The following is a 22,617-nucleotide window of genomic DNA, read 5'->3' as shown; positions in this document are numbered from 1 at the left end:
GCGGCCGTGCAAGGGGCGCGATGATCATCGAGACGGAGCGACCCGGCGCGGGCCGGGCCGACGCGATCGTGCGGGCCTACCTGGCGGAGGTCGCGTCGCGCTGGTACGGGCGGGCGGCGACGCCGGCCGAGGTCGACCGGGCGCTCGACGAGGAGCCGTACGACGACCTGCAGGGGGACTCCGGGGTGTTCGTCATCGCGAGTGACGGGGAAGCCGCTGTCGCCTGCGCCGGCGTGCGCTTCGTCGGTGCCGTTGGCGAGCTGACGAAGGTGTTCACGCTGCCGGAGCACCGCGGCCGAGGCGTCGGTTCGGCGCTCCTGCGCCACGTCGAGGATGTCTGCCGGGGACGCGGGATCACGTCGCTGCGGCTGGACACCCGCGCTGAGCTCGCCGAGGCCTGTGCGCTCTACGAGCGGCTCGGCTTCGTCCGGGTGGCAGCGTTCAACGACGATCCGTACTCCGACCGCTGGTACGCGAAGTCGCTCAGGGGAGCGTGACGACGAGCTTCCGGGCGGAGACGCCCGCGCGGAGCTCGGCGAGGGCGTCCGGGATCGCGGCGAGTCCCGATCCGACGACGGATGCGGTCGGCGTCGCTCGGTACCGACCGGTGCGGAGCGCCTCGGGCAGGAAGTCGCGGTAGATCGCGGGACCGACCTCGGACTCCGTCGGGCGGCCGCCCCAGATCGCGGTGACGTGGACCCCGTGTCGACGCTCGAGCCGCGCACGGATCGTCGTCACCGGTGTCGGGTACGCGGATGCGAGCCGACCGGAGCCGGTGGCTCTCCGGACGATCGGGAGCGTGCGGGTCAGCGAGCCCTGACCGAAGGCGAGGGTGCCGGCGAGCTCCCGGTCAGCGAGTGCCTGGAGGATGCGGCGTGCGGCACCGTCGTCGCGGTAGTCGAACACGGCCTCGGCCCCGAGATCCTGCACGAACGCGTGGTTCTTCGGCGACGCAGTGCCGATCACGGCGTACCCGGCAGCCCGGGCGAGCTGGACGGCGTTGGCGCCGACGCTCGTGGACGCACCCCACACCAGGACGACCCCGTCGCGATCGACCGCATCGGCCGTCGGGAGCGACAGCGCGAGCTGGTCCGGCTCGAAGAGACCTGCCGCTGCGGTCGAGACGGCGAGCGGCAGGACCGCCGCCTGCTCGGCGGGCAGGGCATCCGGAACCGGGGTCGTCACACGGTCGAGCAGCAGGACCAGGTGCTGGAAGGCGCCCTCGGCAGCACTGTTCCGGTGCTGTTCCTGCCCCGCGGCGTGCCCGACGACCCGGTCGCCCACACGGAAGCGCTCGACGTCCGGGCCGATCGCGACGACCGTGCCGGCGACGTCCGACCCGAGGACCGCGGGGAACCGCAGCTTCGGGAACACCAGGTGCCGGAAGAGCCCGCCGACGGCGTCGACCGGGTTGACGGCGACCGACTCGGCGCGGACGACGAGTTCGCCGGGGCCGGGCTGGGGGACCGGTGCGGGCCCGACGGCGAACCGCCCGGTCGACGTGGTCCAGAGTGCTGCGTTGCCGGATGGCGACATGGTGTCCCGATCTCTTGCTCGAAGTGAGTCATGACACGACGTGCCATCACTCAGTCAACCATGACACGACGTGTCATCACCACTACTGTGGACACATGCGTTGGTCTCCGGATGCCCGAGGGCGACTCGAGCGTGCGGCGTTCGAGCTCTTCGCCGAGCAGGGCTACCAGGCGACGACCGTGCCGCAGATCACCGCACGGGCCGGTCTGACGACCCGCACCTTCTTCCGGTACTTCGCCGACAAGCGCGAGGTGATCTTCGCCGGTGACGAGATCCCCGACCTCGCCCGTGCCGCCATCGAGGGCGCGCCGGCCGGGATCGACCCGCTCGACATCGTCGTGCACGGCCTCCGCACCGTCGCCGACGAGCGGTTCGAGGGGCGGCACGGCGAGGTCGGCTCGGTGCGGCGGCTGGTGCTGTCCGAGTCGTCGCTCCGGGAGCGCGACGCCCGGAAGCGCGCCGACCTGACGGACGCCGTGCGCGAGGCCTTCGTCCACCGCGGGCTCGATCCGTCCGAGGCAGCGGTCATCGCCGAGACGACCGTGATGCTGTTCCACCTGGCCCTCGAGGCCTGGCTCACCGGACCGGCCGAGCGCCGGATGGCCGACGTGGTCGACGAGCAGCTCAGTGCACTCCGTGGGGTGCTCGATCGGCGGCCCGCAGCGTCATGAACACGTCGACGCCGTCGTCGGTGTCGAGCACGAAGCCGTGTCGTTCGTAGAGTCGGCGAGCCGGGCTGCCCACCAGCACGTTGAGCCGCGTCGGGCCGTCGTGGGGCTCGTCGAGGACGGCGCGCAGCACGGTCGAACCGACTCCACGCCCCTGGACGTCGGGCGCGAGGTAGAAGTGCTCGACCCAGCGGACGTCGTCCTCGACCCGCACGGTGATCGACCCGACGTCGCGGTCGTCGACCACGACGATGCGGGTCAGCTGCGGCTGGAACGCGTCGCGGAGGCGCTGTCGGACGCGCGTCTCGTCGAACACCCCGAGGCGTGTCAGGTCGTCGCGCAGCACCACGGCCCGGAGCTCGACGAGCCACTCGAGGTCCTCGGTGGTGCTGTCCCGCAGTGCGACGTCCATCCGCTCAGCCTACGAACCCCGGTGCACCGTCATCGACCTCGTACGCTTGCCTGATGGACCGCGACGGCGTCATCGACCTTGTCGCGTCCCGCCGCGCCTCTGCCCGTGCACCGATCGTCGTCGGTGTCTCCGGTTACTGCGGATCCGGCAAGTCGACGCTGACGCGCACACTCGTCGAGAGGCTCCCCGGCGCGGTCCGCATCCGCGGCGACGACTTCCTCGACCCCCTTCGGTCCCATCAGCGGTCCTCCGACTGGGACGGCGTCGATCGTCCCCGTCTGGTGTCGTCGGTGCTCGAACCGCACCGAGCCGGTCGTGCGAGCACGTTCCAGCGGTTCGACTGGTCGGTGCGAGCCCTCGGCCCGGCCGAGCCGCTGCCGCGGACGGACGTCCTGATCGTCGACCTGATCGGACTCTTCCACCCCGAGGCGCTCCCGCACCTCGACGTCAGCATCTGGTGTGACGTCGACCTCGACACGGCGGTGCGTCGGGGCACGGCTCGTGATCGTGCGCTCGGGCGCAGGCACGATGCGCTCTGGCGAGATGTGTGGGTCCCCAACGAGCGTGACTTCGAGGATCGGTACGCACCGAAGGACGCCGCTTCGGTGCACTACGCGCCCTGACTGCGGAGCGACGTCACCATGCTCCGCAGGATCTGACGTGCCTCGGTCTGCTGGTCGGCGGTCAGATCGGCGAGCATCCGCTGCTCGACCCCGCGGATCGCCGCACTCGCCTGCGCCAGGCTCCGTCGCCCGCTGTCGGTCAGCTGCGTGGGGAGTGCCTTGCCGACCGACGGTTCGGTGGCACGGGTGACGAAGCCGTCGCGCTCCAGGGTCTGCAGCAGCACGTTCATCGACTGCCGGGTCACGAACGTGCCACGCGCGAGTTCGGAGTTCGACAGGCCGGGGCGCTGCGCGAGCAGTTCGAGGCAGGAGTAGTGCGTCACCGTCATGCCGAGCGGACGCAGCACGGCCTCCATCGACGCCCGGAGGGCGCTCGCGGTCTCCTTGAGCAGGTAGCCGATCGACGTCTCGAGGTGGATGCCGGTGTCGTCTTGACGCATGTCAGTAGTCTGACATAGCTTGTCCTGTGTCAGAAGACTGACACGAACCCGAGGAGCACTCCATGCCCGTCACGGGCCCCGACTTCATCTCCCTGCAGACCCGCGACCTCGATGCCTCGCAGGCGTTCTACGAGCGGTACCTCGGCCTCGTCCGTTCGCAGGCCGGTCCGCCGCACGCCGTCGTGTTCGAGACCACGCCGATCGCCTTCGCCCTGCGCGACCTGGTGCCCGGCACGGACCTCGACGCGGTGGCGCAGCCCGGCGTCGGTGCCGCAGTCTGGCTGCACGCAACGGACGTGCAGGCGATCCACGACGCGCTGGTCGCCGACGGCCACCGCATCGTCTCGGCGCCGATCGACGGTCCCTTCGGTCGGACGTTCACGTTCGCCGACCCCGACGGCTACCACGTCACGCTCCACGACCGCGCCTGAGCCCTGGAACCGGCCACGCGCCCGGCGCGGGCGACGTGGCGGACGCGGGGCGGGCCTCCAGGCCGGTGCCGGAGCCGACCGTCACGCTTCGTCACGATCCGTGACGGTCGCAGGTGTCCGACGTAGCGTCTCGACCCGTGACCACCAGCAGCGAGCACCGGCAGATCCGCTTCAACGCGTTCGACATGAACTGCGTCGCGCACCAGTCCTCCGGACTGTGGCGGCACCCCCGCGACCGGTCGCGGGACTACCGCGACCTGACCTACTGGACGGACCTGGCGAAGACGCTCGAGGGCGGGGCGTTCGACGGCATCTTCATCGCCGACGTCCTGGGCACCTACGACGTGTACGGCGGCTCGAACGAGGCCGCGCTCCGCACCGGGTCGCAGGTGCCCGTGAACGACCCGATCCTGCTCGTGTCGGCGATGGCATCGGTGACCGAGCACCTGGGCTTCGGCATCACGGCCGGCACCGCGTACGAGCACCCGTACCCGTTCGCCCGACGCATGTCGACGCTCGACCACCTCACCAAGGGCCGGGTCGGCTGGAACGTCGTCACCGGGTACCTGCCGAGTGCCGCGCGGAACATGGGCCAGACCGACCAGCTGTCGCACGACGACCGGTACGACGTGGCGGACGAGTACCTCGAGGTGCTCTACAAGCTGTGGGAGGGCTCGTGGGAGGACGACGCCGTCGTCGCCGACCGCGAAGCCGGGGTCTTCACGGACCCGGCGAAGGTGCACCCGATCGAGCACCACGGCACGCACTTCGACGTCCCCGGCATCCACCTGTCCGAACCGTCCGTGCAGCGCACGCCCGTCATCTACCAGGCGGGCGCGTCGCCGCGCGGCATCCGCTTCGCCGCGGAGAACGCGGAAGCGGTCTTCGTGGGCGCGCCGACCGTCGAGCAGCTCGCGTCGACCGTCGCGAAGGTCCGGGACGCCCTGGAGGCAGCTGGTCGCGACCGGTACGCAGCCCGCGTCTACACGCTGCTCACCGTGATCACGGATGCCACCGACGAACTGGCCCAGGCGAAGTACGAGGACTACCTGTCCTACGCGTCGGAGCTCGGTGCGCTGGTGCTCAACTCCGGCTGGATGGGCGTCGACCTGTCGCAGTGGGACCCGGACCAGCCCCTCGGTGACGTCGAGTCGAACGCGATCCAGTCGGCGGCGGCGAACATCGCGGCGGCGACCGGCGAGGACGGGTCGAAGTGGACGATCCGTGACCTGGCGCGGCAGACGGCGATCGGTGGACTCGGCCCGGTGGCGGTCGGTGGGGGAGCGACGATCGCCGACCGGCTGCAGGAGATCCAGGAGCTGACCGACGTCGACGGCTTCAACCTGGCGTACGCGGTGACCCCGGGCACGTGGGAGGACGTCATCGAGTTCGTGATCCCGGAGCTCCGTGCCCGTGGGGCCTACCCGGAGGAGTACGAGCCGGGGTCGCTCCGCCAGAAGCTGCACGGCCGCGGGGACCGGCTGCCCGAGGAGCACCGTGGGGCGTCGTTCAGGATCGGCAGCCGGGCGGTCGTAGGCTGATCGGGTGATCGAGTCGTCCGTGGTCGTGCGTCCTGCGACCCCGGACGAGACCGACACCTGCATCGACCTGTGGGCCGCGGCCGTGGCTGCCCGTGACGGTGCCGCCGAGGACCCGGCGGTGCGGGAGCGCGCGCGGCAGAAGTTCGCGGCGGAGCACGTCGCCTGGCTGGTGGCTCCCGGCCCGGACGGGGCGGTCGACGGCTTCGTGCTCGTGACGGCACCGGGCACCGGTCGGTCGACGGACCCGGCGGACGCCGCCTACCTGTCGTTGCTCGCGGTGCGCCCCGGGGTGCAGGCCCGCGGGGTCGGACGGTCGCTGCTGTCCGAGGCGGTGCACGATGCCCGGGCTGCCGGACACCCCCGCGTCGTGCTGCACGTGCTCGGCGACAACGACCGGGCGGTGCGGCTGTACGAGGCGGGTGGCTTCGTGGCGACGGGCGACGAGTTCGCGCACGCGCTGAGCGGGGTCACCACCCGCGTGTACGTCGCGGGCTGACGCTGGCTACGCGTCCTGACCGCGCACCGGCGTCCACGTCGGGTAGGTCGCCGAGCGCCCGTCGCCGGACGACGTGCGGGTGATCCGGCGCTGGACCCACGGCAGGACGTACTCGCGGTAGTAGCGGAGTTCCTCGCCCAGACGGGTCCGGGCGGCACCGGGGTCCGCGGGCTCGACCGGCGCAGGGCCGTCCAGGACCGCGTGCAGCGCCAGGTCCGCGACGCGCTGGTGCCCGGTGGCGTTCATGTGCAGCCGGTCGTCCGACCAGAACTCCGCGCGGCGCAGGTGCGGGTCGCGGGAGACGTCGACGAACGGCAGGCCACGGCGTCGGGCGAGGGTGCCGAGCGCCTCGGCCCAGGCGTCACCGCGGCGGTTGATCAGGGAACCGAGGGGCAGGCGGGCGCTCGGGTCGGCCGGGCTGAGGAGTGCCAGGCGCGCCCCGGTGGCCTCGACGCGGTCGGCGGCGGCCTCGACCTGTCCGATCAGCGCGTCCACCTCGAAGCGCGGGCGCAGCAGGTCGTTGCCGCCGGCGCAGAAGGTGATCAGGGTCGGCGCCGGGTCGAGCGCGAGCGCGGCCTCGAGTTGACCGTCGAGGACCCCGGCGAGCAGTCGGCCGCGCACCGCGAGGTTCGCGTACGAGACGTGGGCGTCCGAGGCTGCGGCCATCGCGCTCGCGAGTCGTCCGGTCCAGCCGGGGAGCGGAGCGGGTCCGGCGTCGCCGATGCCCTCCGAGAAGCTGTCGCCGATCGCGACGTAGCGGATGGTGTCGTGCATGCGCCCATCATCGTGCACATGCCTGTGCAGGTTCCCGGCGCGACAGTCGTACCGGGAACCCGCATCAGCGAACCTTCACAGCACCGACTTCGGCACCCGGTGCAGGGTGACCGCACCGACGGCGGCGAAGGGGTGCAACGGGTCCGGGGCGGTGGAGCCGGTCGGCCCGCCGAGCTTCGAGTCACCGACCGCGCTGAGCACCGCGTAGGCGTCCTCGGGGGTCCAGCCGTGCTCGTCGACGAGGAACGCGAAGGCGTCCTCGTACCCGCGCCGGACGCTCTCCTGCACGGGGTCGCCGAGGCCGACGAACAGCCAGTCGTCGGCGGTCTCGATGCGGGGTGCGCGGAGCACCGGACCGCCCTTGACCAGGTCGACGGAGACGATCGCGGTGCCCTGGGCCTCGATGGCGACGAACGACGACTCGCCCTCGGCCATGAGCGCGTGGATGTCGCCGATCGACAGCAGCGCACCGGGGACCCGGACGGGCAGGGACACCGTCGAGCCGGGGCGGGCCTCGGTGACGTCCATGTTGCCGCCCTCCGGGTAGGCCGGCATGATCGTCGAGTTCTCGCCCTCGGCCGGGGCCGTGCCGATGCACCCGATCATCGGCCGGACGGGGAACCGGTGCCGGTCGGACACCTGCACCATGTCGTCCGAGATCGGGCAGCGGCGGGCGAAGACCCGGTCGCCCATCACGTGCTGCAGGGCCCCGGAGCCGGGCAGGGAAACGGACCACCCGTGCGTGGTCAGCTCGATGGCGTGGATGGTCACCACGAGGGTGTCGCCGGGTTCCGCACCCTCGACGAACACCGGGCCGGTCACCGGGTTGATCGGTGCCTGCAGCTGCGCCATGTCGTGGTGCTGGTCGAGTTCGGCGTAAACGGCGTCGGTGGTCTCGAAGCCGATGGTCTCGCCGGTGCCGGGGCGGACCCGCAGCACGGGCTCCCGGTCGGCCGAGAACCCGGGGCGGCCGAGGGTGTTCGGCAGGAAGTGGTCCGGGGTCATCGTGCGTCCTCCGTCGTCGGTTCTGCTTCGGAGCCGACCTCGGTCGAACGGCCGGTCCGTCGGTAGTACAGGAACACGGCCGCGCCGACGATCAGCCAGATGATCCCGCCGACCTTCGCCTCGACCGCGGCGTTGAGCAGGACGTACCCGATGATCAGGAACCCGACCAGCGGCACGACCAGGTGCAGCAGCCAGTTGCGCGACTTCCCCTTGATGACGTGGTGCACGAAGACGGACACGTGCAGGAGCATGAAGCCGAACAGCGCGCCGAAGTTCACGAGCGACGAGATCGTGTCGATCTGCCCGACGAAGAACAGCACGAGGATCGCGGAGAGCACCGAGACGACGATGATCGCGTTCTGCGGCACCTGGCGCCCGTTGAGCTTGTGCAGGAACGCGGGCAGCTGACGGTCGCGGCTCATCGAGAAGAGCAGGCGGCTCGTCGCGGCCTGCGCGGCCATGGCGTTCGCGATGCCGACGGCGAGCACGTTGACGGCGAAGAACGCGGTGGCCCACCCGCTCGACGAGGCCTGCTCGACGATGGTGAAGAAGGCGTTGCCGGCCTCGCTGTCCGAGAACGAGTCCCGCCCCGCAGCCAGGGCGGATGCGAGCCAGGTCTGCAGGATGAACAGGAACGCCACGATCACGAGCGCCAGGATCATCGCCGTGCCGGCTCCGCCACGACGGCCGGTGGACTCCTCGGACAGCGTCGAGATGCCGTCGAAGCCCAGGAAGCTCAGCACCGCGATCGACAGGGCCGAGGCGATGAGCGGCGCCGACACCTTGGCCGGGTCCCAGATCTGCTCGGTGCCGAAGGACGCGTCGGGGATCGTGCCACCGGTCAGCGCGACGATCGCGATGACGACGAAGATCGCGACGAAGACCAGCTCGATGAGCAGGAAGATGCGGTTCGCCAGCTTGAGCGAGGACACCCCGGCCAGGTTGATGACCGTGTTGATCGCGACGAACACGAGTGCCCACAGCCAGCGGGGCGTGCCCGGGAAGATGCCGACCATGCTCTCCGCGGCGAACACGTAGAGCAGCGTCGGGACGAGCAGGTAGTCGAGCAGGATCGCCCAGCCGGCGAAGAACCCGGCGGTGGGGTGGATGCCGCGGCCGACGTACGAGAACACGCTGCCGGCGAGGGGGATCGACTTCGCCATCTGCGCGTAGGCCAGGGCGGTGAAGATCATCGCGACGAGGCCGACGAGGTACACCAGCGGCACCATGCCGCTGGAGGCGTTGTAGACGGTCCCGAAGATCGCCCACGGGGCGATCGGGACCATGAAGACCAGCCCGTAGATGAGCAGGTCGGTGGTGGAGACGGAGCGCTTGAGCTCCTGCTTGTAGCCGTAGGCCTCGAGCTGCTGCTGTGCGGAGAGCTCGCTGTGCTGCTGCGACATGTCGGGTTCCGTTTCGGGTGGAGGGACGGGTGCGGCGGTGGGGGTGGGGACTGCTTGCCTGGAGGCGCGGGGCGGGCCCGCCCCGCGCCTCCAGACCGAAGGTGGCCGGGTCAGGCGTCGTCGTGCGCGGCCAGGAAGGTCGCGACGACCCGGCGGAACTCCGCCGGCTGCTCCAGGTGCGAGCAGTGGCTCGCACCGGGGAAGACGTGCTGCCGGACGTCGGCGATCCGCTCGACGAACGGCGCCCACGTGGCGGGGGTGGCCTCGTCGTGCTCGCCGGCGACGACGAGCGTCGGCACGGCGACGCGGTCGAGCCGGTCGACGATGGTCCAGTCACGCATCGTGCCGATGACGTGGAACTCGTTCGGGCCGTTCATCGTGTGGTAGACCGTCGGCTCGCGCTCCATCTGCTCCTCGGAGTCGACGAAGTCCTGCGGCATCGGGACCACGCGGCAGACGTGCCGCTCGTAGAAGACCTGCGTCGCCGCCAGGTACTCGGAGTCGTCGACGGTGCCGGCCGTCTCGTGCCGGGTCAGGGCATCCTGCACGTCGGCGGGCAGCTGCGCGCGGAGCTCGGCGGCGCCGTCGACCCAGAGCTGCATCGACGCGGGGGAGTTGCAGATCGCCAGCGACCGGAGCCCCGCGGGCTGCTGCACCGCGATCTCGGCGCCGAGCATGCCGCCCCACGACTGCCCGAGCACGTGGTGGTCGCCGAGCCCGAGGTGCTCGACCAAGGCGGCGTACTCGTCGACGAACAGCTGCGGCTGCCAGGTGTCGACCGGCGCGTCCGGGCGGTGGCTGCTCCGGCCGCAGCCGAACTGGTCGTGGTGGACGACGGTCCGGCCGGTCTCGTCGGCCAGGGCCGCGAGGTTCCGGAGGTAGTCGTGGGCCATGCCGGGCCCGCCGTGCAGGACGACGAGGGGCAGCGCGCCGGCGACCGGGGTGTCGGGCGTGGTGACCCGGTACCAGGTCTCGCCGTCGCGGAACGGCATCGTGGATTCGGTGATGCTGGACATGGGGGTCAGCATGGAGCGGAAAAAGGTCCCACGCAATACCTTTTCTGCTGCCTTAACGTGGTCGTAACACCGCGAAGGGGGTCCGTGTGTCCGATCGTGCGACCGAGACGCGCGTCGACGAGGTCGAGGACCGCCTCGTGACCGCCGTCGCCGTGGGTGAGTACCTGCCCGGCGCGAACCTGCCGCCGGAACGCGAACTCGCCGGCCTGCTCGGCGTCGCCCGGGTCACCGTGCGCGGTGCGATCGCCCGGCTCGTCGAACGGGGCCTGCTCGAGACCCGTCGAGGCCGGGGTGGCGGCACGTTCGTCCGCACCGAGTGGCCGGACAACTCATCGGACGCCGTCGGACGGGTGCTGCTCGCCCGGTGGGAGGCGATCCAGGACACCGCCGACGCCATCGCTTTGTTGCACGGGGCACTCGCGACGGCCGCCGCGGAACGGGTCACCCCGGACGACGCCGCCCTGATCCGTGCGCGGCTCGAGGTGTTCCGCGACGCCACCTCGGGCCTCGAGAAGCAGCAGGCCGACGCCGTGCTGCACCGGACGATCATCGACGCCGCGCGGAACGACGCCCTGCGGACGGCGCTCGCCGGGTTGGAGGCGCAGATCTCCATCGCCGCTCCGGCGCACCTGTGGGGCACGGCCGAGGGCATGGCGGAGATGGAGACCCGCGCGCTCCACGAGCACGAACTGCTGGTGGACGCGGTGTGTTCGGGGCGGGCGCCCGAGGCGGGCGTCATCGCCCGGCAGCACGTCGGGATCGACGTCGAACTGCTCGAACGGGCCGTGCGGCGGACGGGGCAGGTGCCCCGCCACTGAGTGGTCAGTGCACGGCGGGTGCCGGCACCGGGTAGACGTCGTCCGGCATCGGCCACGGCGCCCACTTCGGCCGCGGCGCGTACACCAGGTACGGCTGCGGCGTCGGGTAGCTGACGAGCTCGAGCGTCGACCCCCACGGCGTGCGGGTGTAGACGAACCGGTTGCCGGCACCCGCCTCGTCACCGCGCAGGTCGCGCGGGTCGGAGTTCCGGGTACCGCCGGCTGACTCGACCCGGGCGAGCGTCTCGTCCAGGTCGTCGGCGTACATCGCCAGGTGCTGCCATCCCAGGTCGGACGGGTGTGCGGCGTTCCGCTGCTCGGGCCCCAGGTACTCGAACAGCTCGAGCCCCGGCCCCTCCGGCAGCGCGAGCATCCGCATGGCCCCCTGCGCCATGGTGCTCGGGATGCCGAGGTAGCCGTGCGCCTCGGAACTGCTGTTCGGCGTCTCGTCACGACGCCGCATGTCGTACAGGACGACGGCGTCGAACGCCGCCTCGAAGAACTGCGTGGCTGCGTCGATGTCCGGCACCGTGACGCCCACGTGGTCGATCCTGATTCCCCTGCTCATGGTCGATTCGTACCACCGGCGGTCCCCGCGGCTCGGGTCGGGGCGAGGTCCGTGCGGGGTCGGTGCCCATCGATGCGGCAAGCCGCACCGCGGCTCGGCGCGCGGCACCGGGAGCGGTCGGCGCCGGTCTCGACCACCGTCCCGGAACGGTCGTTCCAGGACGGGGTGCGGGACACACGACCGTTACACGAGGGAAACGGCGGGGGCGAAGTCGCTCCGTAGCTTCGTGCTCAAGCACGCACCGCCCCGCTTCCCACTCCCTCGGAGGACGCCATGGCTACCGACATCGCGACACCAGTCGCCGCGCCCCACGCCCCCACCACGACCGCCGCTCCCGCCCCAGCGGGTGCCGGTGTCGTCAAGCCCGGGTACGACCCGGCGCTCACGAACGAGGACCTCGCCCCGCTGCGCGAGCAGCGCTGGACGAGCTACAACTTCTTCGCGTTCTGGATGTCCGACGTGCACTCCGTCGGCGGCTACGTCACCGCCGGGTCGCTCTTCGCCCTCGGCATCGCGAGCTGGCAGGTGCTCATCGCTCTGGTGGTCGGCATCCTCATCGTGCAGGTCTTCGCCAACCTGGTCGCGAAGCCGTCGCAGCGCACCGGTGTGCCGTACCCGGTGATCAACCGTGCGGTGTTCGGGGTGCTCGGCGCGAACGTCCCCGCCATCATCCGTGGCCTCATCGCGATGGCCTGGTACGGCGTGCAGACCTTCCTCGCCGCCCAGTCGCTGAACATCATCTTCCTCAAGTTCATCCCGGCGTCGGCGGGGCTGCTCGACCACTCGTTCCTCGGGCTGTCGGCCCTGGGCTGGATCTCGTACGCGATCCTCTGGGTGGCACAGGGCGCGCTGTTCTGGATGGGCATGGAGGCGATCAAGCGGTTCATCGACTGGGCCGGTCCGGCGGTCTACGTGGTGATGATCGTGCTCGCGGTCTACCTGGTCAGCCAGGCGGGCGTCGGCAACATCTCGTTCACCCTGTCGGCCGGCGAGCCGCTGTCGTTCGGGGCGTCGATCCCGGTGATGCTGTCCGCGGTCGCCCTGGTGGTCAGCTACTTCTCCGGCCCGATGCTGAACTTCGGTGACTTCTCGCGCTACGGCCGGTCGTTCCGTGCGGTCAAGCGCGGCAACTTCTGGGGTCTGCCGATCAACTTCCTGTTCTTCTCGGTCCTGACGGTCCTCTGCGCCAGTGCGACGGTGCCGGTGTTCGGCAAGCTCATCACCGACCCGATCGAGACCGTGCAGGCCATCGGAGCACCCTTCGCGATCCTGCTCGGCGGCCTGACCTTCGTCACGGCGACCGTCGGCATCAACATCGTGGCGAACTTCATCAGCCCCGCGTTCGACTTCTCGAACGTGGCACCCCGGAAGATCTCGTGGCGGGCCGGGGGCATGATCGCCGCGGTCGGCTCCGTGCTCCTCACCCCGTGGAACTGGTACGGCAACGACCAGGCGATCCTGTACACGCTCGGGGTGCTCGGTGCGCTGATCGGCCCGCTGTTCGGCATCCTCATCGCGGGCTACTACATCGTCGGCAAGCAGCGCATCGCGATCGACGACATGTACTCCACGAGCCGCACCGCCCGGTACTGGTACCGCGGCGGGTTCAACCCGAACGCCATCTGGACCCTCGCGGTCACCGGCGCGATCTCGGTGGCGAGCGCGGTCCTGCCCCCGGCACTCGGCGTGCTGCCGTGGCTGGCGAGCTACAGCTGGTTCATCGGGTGCGGCCTGGGCCTCGTCGTCTTCTGGGCGCTCGAGCGTGTCCGGCCGAGCATGCCCGTGCTCGACGCGGACGACCCCTCGGTCGACGACGGCGCGGCCGTCGGTCGCGCCTGACCCCCGGCGTCGCGGCCTGTCCTCCACAGGGCGGTCGCGGCGCTCGGTCGTCCACAGATCCACACCACGGCCGGGAGGCCCGCCCCGCCCCCGCCACGATGGTCACCACCCAGCACCACCGGTTCCACCGCTCCACTCGCTCCACCGGAAGGACCCCGATGCGCATCCGCGTCGTCAACCCCAACACCACCGCGTCGATGACACGGGCGATCGGCGTCGCGGCCCAGGCCGCCGCGGCCCCCGGCACGCTGGTCGAAGCGGTCGAACCCTCGATGGGGCCGGCCTCGATCGAGAGCCACTACGAAGAGGCCCTGGCCGTGCCCGGGCTGCTCGAGCAGATCGCGCGCGGCGAGCAGGACGGGGTGGACGCGTTCGTCGTCGCCTGCTTCGGGGACCCGGGGCTCGACGCCGCGCGGGAGCTCGCGACGGTGCCGGTGATCGGGATCGCCGAGGCCGGGTTCCACGCCGCCGCGATGCTCGGCCGCCGGTTCGGCGTCGTCACGACCCTGGCGCGGACGACCGGCCGCGCCCACGAGCTCGCCCAGCGCTACGGCTTCGCCCCGCTCGTCACCGAGATCCGGGCGTGCGAGGTCCCGGTGCTCGAGCTCGACGACCCCGAGTCCGGTGCCCGTGCGCTCGTGATCGAGGAGTGCCGAGCGGTCATCGACGGCGGAGCCGACGCCGTCGTGCTCGGGTGCGCGGGCATGGCCGACTTCTGCGCCGAGGTCTCGCTGGCGATCGGGGCACCGGTCGTCGACGGCGTCGCGGCGGCCACGGTCCTGGCGGAGTCGCTCGTCCGGCTCGGGTTGTCCACGGGCAAGCGCGGCGAGTACGCCCTGCCGCCGGTGAAGGCGATGTCGGGGCTGCTGGCGGGCTTCGAACGCCACCCGGCGGCGGTCGCGACGGCCGGGGCGGGCGCATGACGGGCCTCCCGGCGGGCGACACGGCAGACCTGGTCGTCCGCGCGCAGCGAGCCTGGGTCGACGGGGCGTTCCGTCCTGCCGCGGTCGTCGTCCACGACGGCCGGGTCACCGGCGTCCTGCCCGTCGACGCGGTCGTCGACGCCGTGCAGGACCACACCGTGCCGGCCGGGCAGGTGCTGCTCCCCGGGCTCGTCGACACGCACGTGCACGTCAACGAGCCCGGCCGCACCGAGTGGGAGGGCTTCGCGTCCGCGACCCGGGCCGCTGCGATGGGCGGGGTCACCACGATCGTGGACATGCCGCTCAACTCGATCCCCGCGACGACCACGGTCGAGGCGCTCGCCGTCAAGCGTGCGAGTGCCGAGGGCCGGGCGGCGGTCGACGTCGGGTTCTGGGGTGGCGCGGTTCCGGCGAATCTCGGGTCGCTCGACGCCCTGCACGACGCCGGCGTCTTCGGGTTCAAGTGCTTCACAGCGCCGAGCGGTGTCGACGAGTTCCCGCACCTCGACCCCGAGCAGCTCCGAGCCGTGATCGCCGAGGTCGCCCGGATCGACGCCCTGCTGATCGTGCACGCCGAGGACCCGGAGCACCTCGTGCCGCACCGGGCGCTCGGTGGTCGGTACGCCGACTTCCTGGCCACCCGGCCCGTCGCCGCCGAACGGTCCGCGATCGCGCAGGTCATCGACGGCGCGCGGGCGACCGGTGCGCGGGTGCACGTGCTGCACCTGTCCGACGCGGGCGCGCTGCCGATGCTCCGCGCGGCGAAGGACGACGGCGTCCGGATCACGGTCGAGACCTGCCCGCACTACCTGTCGTTCGAGGCGGGCACGATCCCGGACGGCGCGACCGCCTACAAGTGCTGCCCACCGATCCGCGACGACGCCAACCGCGACGCGCTGTGGGCCGGTGTGCTCGACGGCACGATCGACCTCGTCGTGTCGGACCACTCGCCCTCCACCGCCGACCTGAAGACCGATGACTGGGGCCTCGCTTGGGGCGGGGTCGCCGGCCTGCAGGTCGGGTTCCGGGCGGTGTGGACCGAGGCCGAGCGTCGCGGGATCCCGCTCGAGGCGCTGCTCCCGCTGTTCACGACCGGTCCGGCCGCCCTGGTCGGGCTGCGCGACCGCGGGGTGATCGCTCCCGGTGCCCTGGCGCACTTCGCTGTGTTCGACCCCTCCGCCGAGTCGGTCGTCGACGTCGCCGGGCTCGAGCACCGCAACCCGGTGTCCGCGTTCGACGGGCTCCGCGTGCGCGGCAGCGTCACCGAGACCTGGCTCCGCGGCCGTCGCATCGCCACGGCGGACGGCGGTGTGGTCGGTGTCGAGGGGCAGCTGGCCGGACGGCCCGTGCTCGCGGCGGAAACACCCCTGTAACGATCGTTCCGGTATCGTCGGATCAGGAACGGAAGGAACCAGCATGCTCCCAGTGAACCCACCCGCTCGTCTCCTCATGGGGCCCGGTCCGATCGACGCCGACCCGCGCGTGCTCCGTGCCCTGTCGACGCCGCTCGTCGGCCAGTACGACCCCTGGATGACCTCGACGATGAACGAGACGCAGGCGCTCTACCGCCGCGTGTTCGGCACCCGCAACGACGCGACGCTGCTCGTGGACGGCACCTCGCGCGCGGGGATCGAAGCGGTGCTGGTGTCACTGCTCGCCCCGGGTGACCGCGTGCTCGTGCCGGTGTTCGGTCGGTTCGGGCACCTGCTCGCCGAGATCGCCGGCCGTGCCGGGGCCGAGGTCCACACCATCGAGACCGACTGGGGCCAGGTCTTCACGCCGTCCGCGATCGAGTCGGCGATCGCCCGTGTCCGTCCGAAGGTGCTGGCGGTCGTGCAGGGCGACACCTCGACCACGATGAACCAGCCGCTCGACGAGCTCGGTGCGATCTGCGAGCGGTACGGCGTCCTGCTCTACACCGACGCCACGGCGACGGTCGGCGGCAACCCGCTCGAGGTCGACGCCTGGGGGATCGACGCCGTGAGCGCCGGGCTGCAGAAGTGCCTCGGCGGCCCGTCCGGCAGCGCACCCGTCACGCTGTCGCCCAAGGCCGTGGCCGTGCTCGACGAGCGGCGGAGCGTCGAGGCCGGCATCCGCGAACCCGGTGACGACGTCGCCGACGAACCGATCCGCTCGAACTACTTCGACCTCGCGATGATCCTCGACTACTGGGGCCCGCGCCGCCTGAACCACCACACCGAGGCCGCTTCGATGCTCTACGCCGCCCACGAGTGCGCCCGCATCCTGCTCGAGGAAGGCCGCGACGCCGTCGTCGCCCGCCACGAGACCGCCGGGCGCGCGATGCTCGCCGGGGTGCAGGCCCTCGGACTCCCGGTCTTCGGTGACGTCGCCCACAAGATGCACAACGTCGTCGCCGTCGAGATCCCCTCCGACGTCGTCGGCGACCAGGTGCGCGGCGCGATGCTCGACGACCACGGGATCGAGATCGGCACCTCGTTCGGGCCGCTGCACGGACGCGTCTGGCGCATCGGCACGATGGGCTACAACGCCCGGAAGGACACCGTCGTCACGACCCTGGCCGCGCTCGAGCACACCCTGCGCCGGGCCGGGCACACGGTCCCGCACGGCGGTGGTGTCGATGCCGCACTCGACGTCTTCCGCGACGACACCGCAGCGGTCGCTCCCGCCGGGGCGGAGGTGCTCGCGTGAGCGCCGTGCCCGTCCTGAACGCCACCGCCGTGGGCACCGCCGACGCCGAACTCGTCGCCCGCTGGTGCGACGAGCTCGCCGCCCTCAGCGCCGAACCGGGCCGGATCACCCGCGTCTACCTGTCACCCGAGCACGCCCGGGCGAACGCCCTCGTCGCCGGCTGGATGCAGGACGCCGGACTGTCCACCTGGCAGGACGCCGCCGGCAACCTGCACGGCCGGGCCGCGGGCGCGACGCCCGACGCCCCCGTGCTGCTGCTCGGCTCGCACCTGGACACCGTGGTGGACGCCGGCCGGTACGACGGCGTCGTCGGGGTGCTCATGGCGATCCGCACGGTCGCCCGGCTCACCGCCGACGGTCCGCTGCCCGTCGCGCTCGAGGTCATCGCGTTCTCCGACGAAGAGGGCACGCGCTTCGGCAAGGCCCTGCTCGGGTCGTCCGCGGTGGCCGGGGTCTGGGACGACGCCTGGTGGGACCTGGCCGACGGTGACGGCGTCACGCTCCGGCAGGCCTTCACCGACTTCGGCCTCGACCCGGAGCGCGTCGGCGACGCCGCGGTCGACCCGGCCTCGGTGGTCGGCTACCTCGAGGCGCACATCGAGCAGGGGCCGTACCTCGAACAGGCCGGGCAGGCCCTCGGGGTCGTCACGAGCATCGCGAGTGCCCGCCGGTTCTCGGTCGAGGCCGTGGGAGAGGCCCGGCACGCCGGCGGCACCCCCTACGAGCGCCGGCACGACGCCCTGCTCGCCGCCGCCGAGGCCGCGCTCGCGGTGGAACGGATCTGCCGGGCATCGCACCAGGTCGGCACCGTCGGCACGATGACCGTCGAACCCGGAGCCGTCAACGTCGTCCCCGGGCTCGCACGGTTCTCCGTCGACCTGCGCGGCGAGTTCGACGACGAGCGCGACGAGGTCTGGGACGAACTCACCAAGGCCTTCACGCTCATCGGTGAACGGCGCGGGGTGAGCGTCACCCCGACCGAGGTGCACCGGGCGCCCGCGGTGTTCTGCTCGCCCCGCCTGATGGACGCCGTCCGCGCCGGGATCGCGTCGACGGGTGAGACCGCGCCGATGGAGCTGTTCTCGCGAGCCGGCCACGACGCGATGTCGCTCGGACTCGTGACCGACGTGGCGATGCTGTTCCTCCGCAACCCCGACGGCATCAGCCACCACCCGGACGAGTTCGTGTCGACGCCGGACATCGCCCTCGGCCTCGATGCCCTGGCCGTCGCCGTCGACCGGGTGGCCCGCGCATGAGCACCGCAGGCCCCGACGTCCGCGCCCGGATCGACTCCGTCTGGGAACAGCTCTCGCCCGCCGAACGTCGGGTCGCCGCGATGGTCCGCCACGACCCGGAACTCCTGCTCGTCGGCACCTCCGCCGAACTCGCGGCCGAGTCGGGCACCTCGAAGGCCACGGTCTCGCGACTCGTGCGGTCGCTGGGGTTCCAGGACGCCGCCGAGGTCCGGCAGAACCTGATGTCCGCACGGGGCTCGGGCCTGCCGTGGGTCGCCGAGGACGCCGCCCACGTCGACCAGCGTGCGGTCGAGGCGCGGAACCTCGACGCGGCCTTCGCATCCCTCGGCCGAGCGGACCGCCCGCGACTGGCCCGTCGGATCGTCCGGGCCCGCCGGGTGCTCGTCCTCGGTGAACGCGGCGCGTACCCGATCGCGCTGCAGCTGCGGTCCCAGCTGGCGCAGGTGCGGTCCGACGTCCGGGTCGGTCCGTCGCCCGGGCAGCGGCTTGGCGAAGAGGTCGCCGACCTCGACCGGCACGACCTCGTGATCCTGGTGACCGTGCGTCGGCACACCGCCGGGGTCGAACGGATCGTCCGGCACTGCGTCGACTCCGGGGCGGACGTCATCGTCCTCGGCGACCCGACGGCCGCGGTCATCGCCGCTCCCGCCGCCACCGCGATCCTCTGCCCGGTCGACTCACCGTCGGCGTTCGACTCGATGGCCGCGCTGTTCGCCGTCGTCGCAGCGATCACGAACGACGTCTACGACGCCTCGGGTCCCGGTGGCCGGGTGCGGGTCGACGCCGTCGCCACCGCCTACGACGCGCTCGGGGAGCTCGCTGCGCCCTGATCGCCGTCGGATCCGGCGCGCTGCTCGGCACGCAGTTCGGCGGCGAGCGAGGCGTTTCGGTCGGCGATGAGCTTCGGCATGTACCGGGCCAGCGCGAGCACCTCGGCCAGGCGGCCCAGCGGACCGAGCGGTGCGCGGAACGTGATGGTGTCGACCATGCGCGTGCCGCCGGCCGACGGCTCGAACCGGTGCTCGTGGTGGAACCGGGCGAACGGCCCACGCACCTGTTCGTCGACGAACCGGTGGGGCGCCTCCAGGGCGGTGATCCGGCTCGTCATCCGCCAGACGATCCCGAAGTGCCGCACACGCCAGGTGACGGACTCGCCCAGGCCGATCATGCCGGCCGTCGTCCCGGCGACGGCGCGTTCGTCGGTCGCGACCATCGATCGCTCGTGCGCGCCGATGTCGAGCGACAGCGCGAAGGCGCGCTCCGGCGGAACCGGCAGCTCCGTCACGACCCGGAACGAGACGGTCACGACGCCGGCCAGACCGTTACGGCGGACCGATCGTCGTCGTGCAACGCGGCGGCGAGCAACTGGTCGTGCCGGCTGCCGCGGTGCAGCACGCTCGACCGCGTACGTCCTTCGAACCGAAGCCCGAGCCGCTGTGCGACCGCGGCCGACGCGGTGTTCGTGGCGATCGCGCGCCACTGCACCCGGACGAGACCGAGTCCCTCGGGCGGACCGGCGAAGGCCCACTGCAGCACGCGCTCGGCGGCCTCCGTCATGATGCCGGAGCCGCGACCGTCCGGGTGCATGGCGTAGCCGATCTCGGCGGCCCCGTCGGCGAAGGCGAACAGCCCGACCGTGCCGAGCAGCCGGAGGTCGTCCGCGCGCCGGATACCGAACTCGTACCGGCTGTCCGCCGCCCAGCCGGCCGCGACGACGTCAGTGATCCAGTACCGTGCCTCGGCGTGCCCGTACGGCACCGGCACCGGGGTGGAAGCGATGACGTCGGGGTCGTTGGCGTAGGCCACCACGTCGTCGGCGTCGCCGAGCTCGGGGACCGAGAGCACCAGTCGCTCGGTGCGGAGGGTGACGGGCTGCACGGTTCGAGCCTAGCCACGACGGCGCGGGCGGTAGCGTCGGGGGATGACGTTCGACGCGCTCCCGTTCCCGGTCATCGACGGCCACAACGACCTGCCCTGGGAGCGCCGTGACAGCCACGACTCCGGCGTCGAGGGCATCGACACCGAGACCGACTCGCTGCACACCGACATCCCGAAGCTCCGCGCCGGCGGCGTCGTCGGGCAGTTCTGGTCGGTGTTCGGGCCCGCGGACGACCCGGACCCAGTGACGACGACGCTGCAGCAGGTCGACCTCGCACACCGGATCATCGAGCGCTACCCCGACGACCTCGCGCTCGCCCGCACCGCCGCCGAGGTCCGTGCCGCCGTCGACTCCGGCCGGGTAGCGTCGCTGCTCGGCGCCGAGGGCGGGCACTCGATCGGTGACGACCTCGCGGTCCTCCGCACCCTCGCGCGGCTCGGCGTCCGCTACATGACGCTCACCCACAACGACGACACCCCCTGGGCCGACTCCGCGACCGGGGAGCGGGCGCACGGCGGCCTGACCGACCGCGGGCGGCAGGTCGTCGCCGAGATGGAACGGATCGGCATGCTCGTCGACCTGTCCCACACCGCACCGGCCACCATGCGGGACACCCTCGACGTGGCGACCCAGCCCGTCGTGTTCAGCCACTCGTCGACCGTCGCGATCGACGACCACCCGCGGAACGTGCCCGACGACGTGCTCGCCCGGTTGGTCGACAACGGCGGCGTCGTGATGATCACCTTCGTGCCGAAGTTCGTGTCGCGGGCGTGGGCGGACTGGGAGGAGTCGGGCATGTCCGGCGAGCCACCCCTGGTCACGGTGTCGGACGTCGCCGACCACGTCGAGCACGCCCGCGACGTCGCCGGTGTCGCGCACCTGGGCCTCGGCGGCGACTACGACGGCACCCCGGTGCTGCCGCCGGACCTGCGGGACGTGTCGCGGTACCCGGTGCTCGCGGCGGAGCTCGTCCGGCGCGGGTGGGGCGAGTCGGACCTGCGGGCGCTGGCCGGTGGCAACGTGCTGAGGGTGCTCGAGGCGACCGACGAGCGGTTCGCCCGGACGGCGTTCGTGCGCTGACGCGGTGGGGCGAGCCGCGAAAGCGACTCTCCTCGGCGCTGGTCGTGCTCACTCCCGCGAAAGCGACAGGTGTCCGCAAACCTTCCGCGGGCATCTGTCGCTCTCGCGGTGGTGCTCGGAGGCATGGCCCGAGGAAGCGTCAATTGGTCAACAGGCCGTTGACCAATTGCCGCGCGCACGCGCCGTCACGGACAGGACCGCCTGGGGTCCGGTCGCTAGGATCGGGCGCACACCGCGCCTCCAGGAAGAGCGATGCGCGACCTGAGCTGCGAAGGACGGACCGGATGAGCGGCACCATCTACGAGAACATCTCCCAGGCGTTCGGCAACACCCCCCTCGTCAAGCTGAACCGGCTGCCGAAGGCGGGCGGGGCCGAGGTGCTCGCCAAGCTCGAGTTCTACAACCCGGGTGCCAGCGTCAAGGACCGTCTGGGCGTCGCGATCATCGACGCCGCCGAGGCCTCCGGTGCGCTGCAGCCCGGTGGCACCATCGTCGAGGGCTCGTCCGGCAACACCGGCATCGCACTCGCGCTGGTCGGCGCCGCTCGCGGGTACCGGGTCGTCATCACGATGCCCGAGACGATGAGTGTCGAGCGCCGTGCGGTGATCCGTGCGTACGGGGCCGAGATCGTCCTGACCCCCGGGCCCGAGGGCATGAAGGGCGCGGTCGCCAAGGCCGAGTCGATCGTCGCGGAGACGCCCGGCGCGATCCTCGCCCACCAGTTCGAGACGGCTGCGAACGCCGAGATCCACCGGAAGACCACGGCGGAGGAGATCCTCCGCGACACCGAGGAGCACGTCGACGTGTTCGTCGCGGGCGTCGGCACCGGCGGCACGATCACCGGTGTCGGGCAGGTGCTCAAGGAGCGCGTACCCGGCGTGCAGATCGTCGCGGTCGAGCCGAAGGACTCGCCCCTGCTCACCGAGGGCAAGGCCGGTCCCCACAAGATCCAGGGCATCGGCGCGAACTTCGTGCCCGAGGTCCTCGACCAGAGCGTCATCGACGAGGTGTTCGACGTCGAGCTCGACGACGCGCTCCGGGTTGCCCGTGCCCTGGCGACGCAGGAGGGCATCCTGTCGGGCATCTCGTCCGGCGCGATCATCCACGCGGCCCTCGAGATCGCCGCACGCCCCGAGAACGCCGGCAAGCGGATCGTCGCCATCGTGTGCGACACCGGAGAGCGCTACCTGTCGACGGTGCTCTTCGAGGGGCTCACTGCGTGAGTCATCCTCTTCGACG

At 71.8% G+C, this 22,617-nt stretch carries 25 protein-coding genes; 15 read left to right on the top strand and 10 right to left on the bottom strand.

Annotated features, from left to right (window positions below):
• Nucleotides 1-20: 20 nt before the first annotated feature.
• On the top strand, nucleotides 21-497 hold the full coding sequence (locus tag DEJ02_RS04115) for a GNAT family N-acetyltransferase (RefSeq protein ID WP_111032083.1): 477 nt from the start codon (nucleotides 21-23) through the stop codon (nucleotides 495-497).
• Here DEJ02_RS04115 and DEJ02_RS04110 read toward each other — a convergent pair.
• Nucleotides 484-1,536, bottom strand: a complete 1,053-nt coding sequence (locus DEJ02_RS04110) for a zinc-binding alcohol dehydrogenase family protein (RefSeq protein ID WP_111032082.1) — start codon at nucleotides 1,534-1,536, stop codon at nucleotides 484-486. The two genes, DEJ02_RS04115 and DEJ02_RS04110, sit on opposite strands and share 14 nt — an antisense overlap.
• 95 nt (nucleotides 1,537-1,631) lie before the next feature.
• Between DEJ02_RS04110 and DEJ02_RS04105 the strand changes: the two genes are divergently transcribed.
• Nucleotides 1,632-2,207 carry a TetR family transcriptional regulator gene (locus DEJ02_RS04105; RefSeq protein WP_111032081.1) on the top strand — a complete coding sequence of 192 codons (576 nt, stop codon included), beginning with the start codon at nucleotides 1,632-1,634 and terminating at the stop codon, nucleotides 2,205-2,207.
• Here the strand turns inward: DEJ02_RS04105 and DEJ02_RS04100 are convergent.
• Entirely contained in the window at nucleotides 2,161-2,616 is a 456-nt protein-coding gene (locus DEJ02_RS04100; RefSeq protein ID WP_111032080.1) for a GNAT family N-acetyltransferase, read from the bottom strand. The two genes, DEJ02_RS04105 and DEJ02_RS04100, sit on opposite strands and share 47 nt — an antisense overlap.
• A gap of 53 nt (nucleotides 2,617-2,669) precedes the next feature.
• Here DEJ02_RS04100 and DEJ02_RS04095 point away from each other — a divergent pair, with 53 nt between their 5' ends.
• Nucleotides 2,670-3,239 carry a uridine kinase gene (locus tag DEJ02_RS04095; protein ID WP_111032079.1) on the top strand — a complete coding sequence of 190 codons (570 nt, stop codon included), beginning with the start codon at nucleotides 2,670-2,672 and terminating at the stop codon, nucleotides 3,237-3,239.
• Here DEJ02_RS04095 and DEJ02_RS04090 read toward each other — a convergent pair.
• Nucleotides 3,227-3,679, bottom strand: coding sequence for a MarR family winged helix-turn-helix transcriptional regulator (locus DEJ02_RS04090; RefSeq protein WP_111032078.1), 453 nt, complete (start codon nucleotides 3,677-3,679; stop codon nucleotides 3,227-3,229). The genes DEJ02_RS04095 and DEJ02_RS04090 overlap by 13 nt on opposite strands.
• A gap of 62 nt (nucleotides 3,680-3,741) precedes the next feature.
• On the opposite strand from DEJ02_RS04090, the gene DEJ02_RS04085 reads away from it, so the two are divergent.
• From DEJ02_RS04085 to DEJ02_RS04075, 3 genes are all read left to right on the top strand, one after another.
• Nucleotides 3,742-4,110, top strand: a complete 369-nt coding sequence (locus tag DEJ02_RS04085) for a VOC family protein (protein WP_111032077.1) — start codon at nucleotides 3,742-3,744, stop codon at nucleotides 4,108-4,110.
• Nucleotides 4,111-4,247: 137 nt separating this feature from the next.
• Complete coding sequence (locus DEJ02_RS04080; RefSeq protein WP_220038360.1) at nucleotides 4,248-5,651, top strand: LLM class flavin-dependent oxidoreductase; 1,404 nt, start codon at nucleotides 4,248-4,250, stop codon at nucleotides 5,649-5,651.
• A 4-nt stretch (nucleotides 5,652-5,655) separates the two neighbouring features.
• Nucleotides 5,656-6,147 carry a GNAT family N-acetyltransferase gene (locus DEJ02_RS04075; RefSeq protein WP_110862263.1) on the top strand — a complete coding sequence of 164 codons (492 nt, stop codon included), beginning with the start codon at nucleotides 5,656-5,658 and terminating at the stop codon, nucleotides 6,145-6,147.
• Nucleotides 6,148-6,153: 6 nt separating this feature from the next.
• Here the strand turns inward: DEJ02_RS04075 and DEJ02_RS04070 are convergent, their stop codons facing one another.
• The 4 genes from DEJ02_RS04070 to DEJ02_RS04055 all read right to left on the bottom strand — a co-directional run bounded on the left by DEJ02_RS04070 (nucleotide 6,154) and on the right by DEJ02_RS04055 (nucleotide 10,345).
• Nucleotides 6,154-6,921, bottom strand: a complete 768-nt coding sequence (locus DEJ02_RS04070) for an SGNH/GDSL hydrolase family protein (protein WP_258378654.1) — start codon at nucleotides 6,919-6,921, stop codon at nucleotides 6,154-6,156.
• A gap of 75 nt (nucleotides 6,922-6,996) precedes the next feature.
• Complete coding sequence (locus tag DEJ02_RS04065; RefSeq protein ID WP_111032076.1) at nucleotides 6,997-7,926, bottom strand: acetamidase/formamidase family protein; 930 nt, start codon at nucleotides 7,924-7,926, stop codon at nucleotides 6,997-6,999.
• Nucleotides 7,923-9,329 (bottom strand): APC family permease, encoded by a 1,407-nt coding sequence (locus tag DEJ02_RS04060; protein ID WP_111032075.1) that lies wholly within the window; start codon nucleotides 9,327-9,329, stop codon nucleotides 7,923-7,925. Before DEJ02_RS04060 ends, DEJ02_RS04065 begins: the two co-directional genes overlap by 4 nt.
• Before the next feature lie 110 nt (nucleotides 9,330-9,439).
• Complete coding sequence (locus DEJ02_RS04055; protein ID WP_258378653.1) at nucleotides 9,440-10,345, bottom strand: proline iminopeptidase-family hydrolase; 906 nt, start codon at nucleotides 10,343-10,345, stop codon at nucleotides 9,440-9,442.
• An 86-nt stretch (nucleotides 10,346-10,431) separates the two neighbouring features.
• Between DEJ02_RS04055 and DEJ02_RS04050 the strand changes: the two genes are divergently transcribed.
• Complete coding sequence (locus tag DEJ02_RS04050) at nucleotides 10,432-11,163, top strand: FadR/GntR family transcriptional regulator (protein WP_111022162.1); 732 nt, start codon at nucleotides 10,432-10,434, stop codon at nucleotides 11,161-11,163.
• Nucleotides 11,164-11,167: 4 nt separating this feature from the next.
• On the opposite strand, the gene DEJ02_RS04045 is transcribed toward DEJ02_RS04050, so the two are convergent.
• Complete coding sequence (locus DEJ02_RS04045; RefSeq protein ID WP_071405071.1) at nucleotides 11,168-11,731, bottom strand: VOC family protein; 564 nt, start codon at nucleotides 11,729-11,731, stop codon at nucleotides 11,168-11,170.
• Nucleotides 11,732-12,004: 273 nt separating this feature from the next.
• Between DEJ02_RS04045 and DEJ02_RS04040 the strand changes: the two genes are divergently transcribed.
• The 6 genes from DEJ02_RS04040 to DEJ02_RS04015 all read left to right on the top strand — a co-directional run bounded on the left by DEJ02_RS04040 (nucleotide 12,005) and on the right by DEJ02_RS04015 (nucleotide 19,249).
• Nucleotides 12,005-13,570, top strand: a complete 1,566-nt coding sequence (locus tag DEJ02_RS04040) for an NCS1 family nucleobase:cation symporter-1 (RefSeq protein WP_111032073.1) — start codon at nucleotides 12,005-12,007, stop codon at nucleotides 13,568-13,570.
• A 158-nt stretch (nucleotides 13,571-13,728) separates the two neighbouring features.
• Nucleotides 13,729-14,493, top strand: coding sequence for an aspartate/glutamate racemase family protein (locus tag DEJ02_RS04035; RefSeq protein WP_111029312.1), 765 nt, complete (start codon nucleotides 13,729-13,731; stop codon nucleotides 14,491-14,493).
• Complete coding sequence (allB, locus tag DEJ02_RS04030) at nucleotides 14,490-15,866, top strand: allantoinase AllB (RefSeq protein ID WP_111032072.1); 1,377 nt, start codon at nucleotides 14,490-14,492, stop codon at nucleotides 15,864-15,866. The genes DEJ02_RS04035 and allB overlap by 4 nt, the downstream gene beginning before the upstream one ends.
• A gap of 43 nt (nucleotides 15,867-15,909) precedes the next feature.
• The gene (locus tag DEJ02_RS04025; protein WP_111032071.1) at nucleotides 15,910-17,163 is read left to right on the top strand and encodes an alanine--glyoxylate aminotransferase family protein; all 1,254 of its coding nucleotides are present in this window, start codon (nucleotides 15,910-15,912) and stop codon (nucleotides 17,161-17,163) included.
• A complete protein-coding gene (locus DEJ02_RS04020) occupies nucleotides 17,160-18,419 on the top strand; it encodes an allantoate amidohydrolase (protein ID WP_111032070.1) in 1,260 nt (419 codons plus the stop codon). Before DEJ02_RS04025 ends, DEJ02_RS04020 begins: the two co-directional genes overlap by 4 nt.
• Nucleotides 18,416-19,249, top strand: coding sequence for a MurR/RpiR family transcriptional regulator (locus DEJ02_RS04015; RefSeq protein ID WP_111032069.1), 834 nt, complete (start codon nucleotides 18,416-18,418; stop codon nucleotides 19,247-19,249). The genes DEJ02_RS04020 and DEJ02_RS04015 overlap by 4 nt, the downstream gene beginning before the upstream one ends.
• On the opposite strand, the gene DEJ02_RS04010 is transcribed toward DEJ02_RS04015, so the two are convergent.
• Nucleotides 19,216-19,725, bottom strand: coding sequence for an SRPBCC family protein (locus DEJ02_RS04010; protein ID WP_111032068.1), 510 nt, complete (start codon nucleotides 19,723-19,725; stop codon nucleotides 19,216-19,218). The two genes, DEJ02_RS04015 and DEJ02_RS04010, sit on opposite strands and share 34 nt — an antisense overlap.
• Nucleotides 19,722-20,297: a GNAT family N-acetyltransferase gene (locus tag DEJ02_RS04005; RefSeq protein WP_111032067.1), complete on the bottom strand. Its 576-nt coding sequence runs from the start codon at nucleotides 20,295-20,297 to the stop codon at nucleotides 19,722-19,724. The genes DEJ02_RS04010 and DEJ02_RS04005 overlap by 4 nt, the downstream gene beginning before the upstream one ends.
• A 43-nt stretch (nucleotides 20,298-20,340) precedes the next feature.
• Between DEJ02_RS04005 and DEJ02_RS04000 the strand changes: the two genes are divergently transcribed.
• On the top strand, nucleotides 20,341-21,378 hold the full coding sequence (locus tag DEJ02_RS04000; protein ID WP_111032066.1) for a dipeptidase: 1,038 nt from the start codon (nucleotides 20,341-20,343) through the stop codon (nucleotides 21,376-21,378).
• A 284-nt stretch (nucleotides 21,379-21,662) separates the two neighbouring features.
• On the top strand, nucleotides 21,663-22,601 hold the full coding sequence (cysK, locus tag DEJ02_RS03995; protein ID WP_111022171.1) for a cysteine synthase A: 939 nt from the start codon (nucleotides 21,663-21,665) through the stop codon (nucleotides 22,599-22,601).
• Nucleotides 22,602-22,617: the final 16 nt, after the last annotated feature.

Origin of the sequence: Curtobacterium sp. MCLR17_042, from assembly GCF_003234695.1 — a bacterium.
GTDB classification, from domain to species: Bacteria; Actinomycetota; Actinomycetes; order Actinomycetales; family Microbacteriaceae; genus Curtobacterium; species Curtobacterium flaccumfaciens.
The sequence above is the reverse complement of the archived record's forward strand: the minus strand, read 5'-3'. Positions and strand labels throughout refer to the sequence as shown.

What these genes read in the sequence shown, in the direction of transcription:
- DEJ02_RS04045 (WP_071405071.1), bottom strand. Translation starts at nt 11,731, where the DNA reads ATGAGCAGGGGAATCAGGATCGACCACGTGGGCGTCACGGTGCCGGAC.
- DEJ02_RS04085 (WP_111032077.1), top strand. Translation starts at nt 3,742, where the DNA reads ATGCCCGTCACGGGCCCCGACTTCATCTCCCTGCAGACCCGCGACCTC.
- DEJ02_RS04095 (WP_111032079.1), top strand. Translation starts at nt 2,670, where the DNA reads ATGGACCGCGACGGCGTCATCGACCTTGTCGCGTCCCGCCGCGCCTCT.
- DEJ02_RS04065 (WP_111032076.1), bottom strand. Translation starts at nt 7,926, where the DNA reads ATGACCCCGGACCACTTCCTGCCGAACACCCTCGGCCGCCCCGGGTTC.
- DEJ02_RS04105 (WP_111032081.1), top strand. Translation starts at nt 1,632, where the DNA reads ATGCGTTGGTCTCCGGATGCCCGAGGGCGACTCGAGCGTGCGGCGTTC.
- DEJ02_RS04055 (WP_258378653.1), bottom strand. Translation starts at nt 10,345, where the DNA reads ATGTCCAGCATCACCGAATCCACGATGCCGTTCCGCGACGGCGAGACC.
- DEJ02_RS04025 (WP_111032071.1), top strand. Translation starts at nt 15,910, where the DNA reads ATGCTCCCAGTGAACCCACCCGCTCGTCTCCTCATGGGGCCCGGTCCG.
- DEJ02_RS04000 (WP_111032066.1), top strand. Translation starts at nt 20,341, where the DNA reads ATGACGTTCGACGCGCTCCCGTTCCCGGTCATCGACGGCCACAACGAC.
- DEJ02_RS04070 (WP_258378654.1), bottom strand. Translation starts at nt 6,921, where the DNA reads ATGCACGACACCATCCGCTACGTCGCGATCGGCGACAGCTTCTCGGAG.
- DEJ02_RS04100 (WP_111032080.1), bottom strand. Translation starts at nt 2,616, where the DNA reads ATGGACGTCGCACTGCGGGACAGCACCACCGAGGACCTCGAGTGGCTC.
- DEJ02_RS04110 (WP_111032082.1), bottom strand. Translation starts at nt 1,536, where the DNA reads ATGTCGCCATCCGGCAACGCAGCACTCTGGACCACGTCGACCGGGCGG.
- cysK (WP_111022171.1), top strand. Translation starts at nt 21,663, where the DNA reads ATGAGCGGCACCATCTACGAGAACATCTCCCAGGCGTTCGGCAACACC.
- DEJ02_RS04040 (WP_111032073.1), top strand. Translation starts at nt 12,005, where the DNA reads ATGGCTACCGACATCGCGACACCAGTCGCCGCGCCCCACGCCCCCACC.
- DEJ02_RS04035 (WP_111029312.1), top strand. Translation starts at nt 13,729, where the DNA reads ATGCGCATCCGCGTCGTCAACCCCAACACCACCGCGTCGATGACACGG.
- DEJ02_RS04015 (WP_111032069.1), top strand. Translation starts at nt 18,416, where the DNA reads ATGAGCACCGCAGGCCCCGACGTCCGCGCCCGGATCGACTCCGTCTGG.
- DEJ02_RS04090 (WP_111032078.1), bottom strand. Translation starts at nt 3,679, where the DNA reads ATGCGTCAAGACGACACCGGCATCCACCTCGAGACGTCGATCGGCTAC.
- DEJ02_RS04115 (WP_111032083.1), top strand. Translation starts at nt 21, where the DNA reads ATGATCATCGAGACGGAGCGACCCGGCGCGGGCCGGGCCGACGCGATC.
- DEJ02_RS04060 (WP_111032075.1), bottom strand. Translation starts at nt 9,329, where the DNA reads ATGTCGCAGCAGCACAGCGAGCTCTCCGCACAGCAGCAGCTCGAGGCC.
- allB (WP_111032072.1), top strand. Translation starts at nt 14,490, where the DNA reads ATGACGGGCCTCCCGGCGGGCGACACGGCAGACCTGGTCGTCCGCGCG.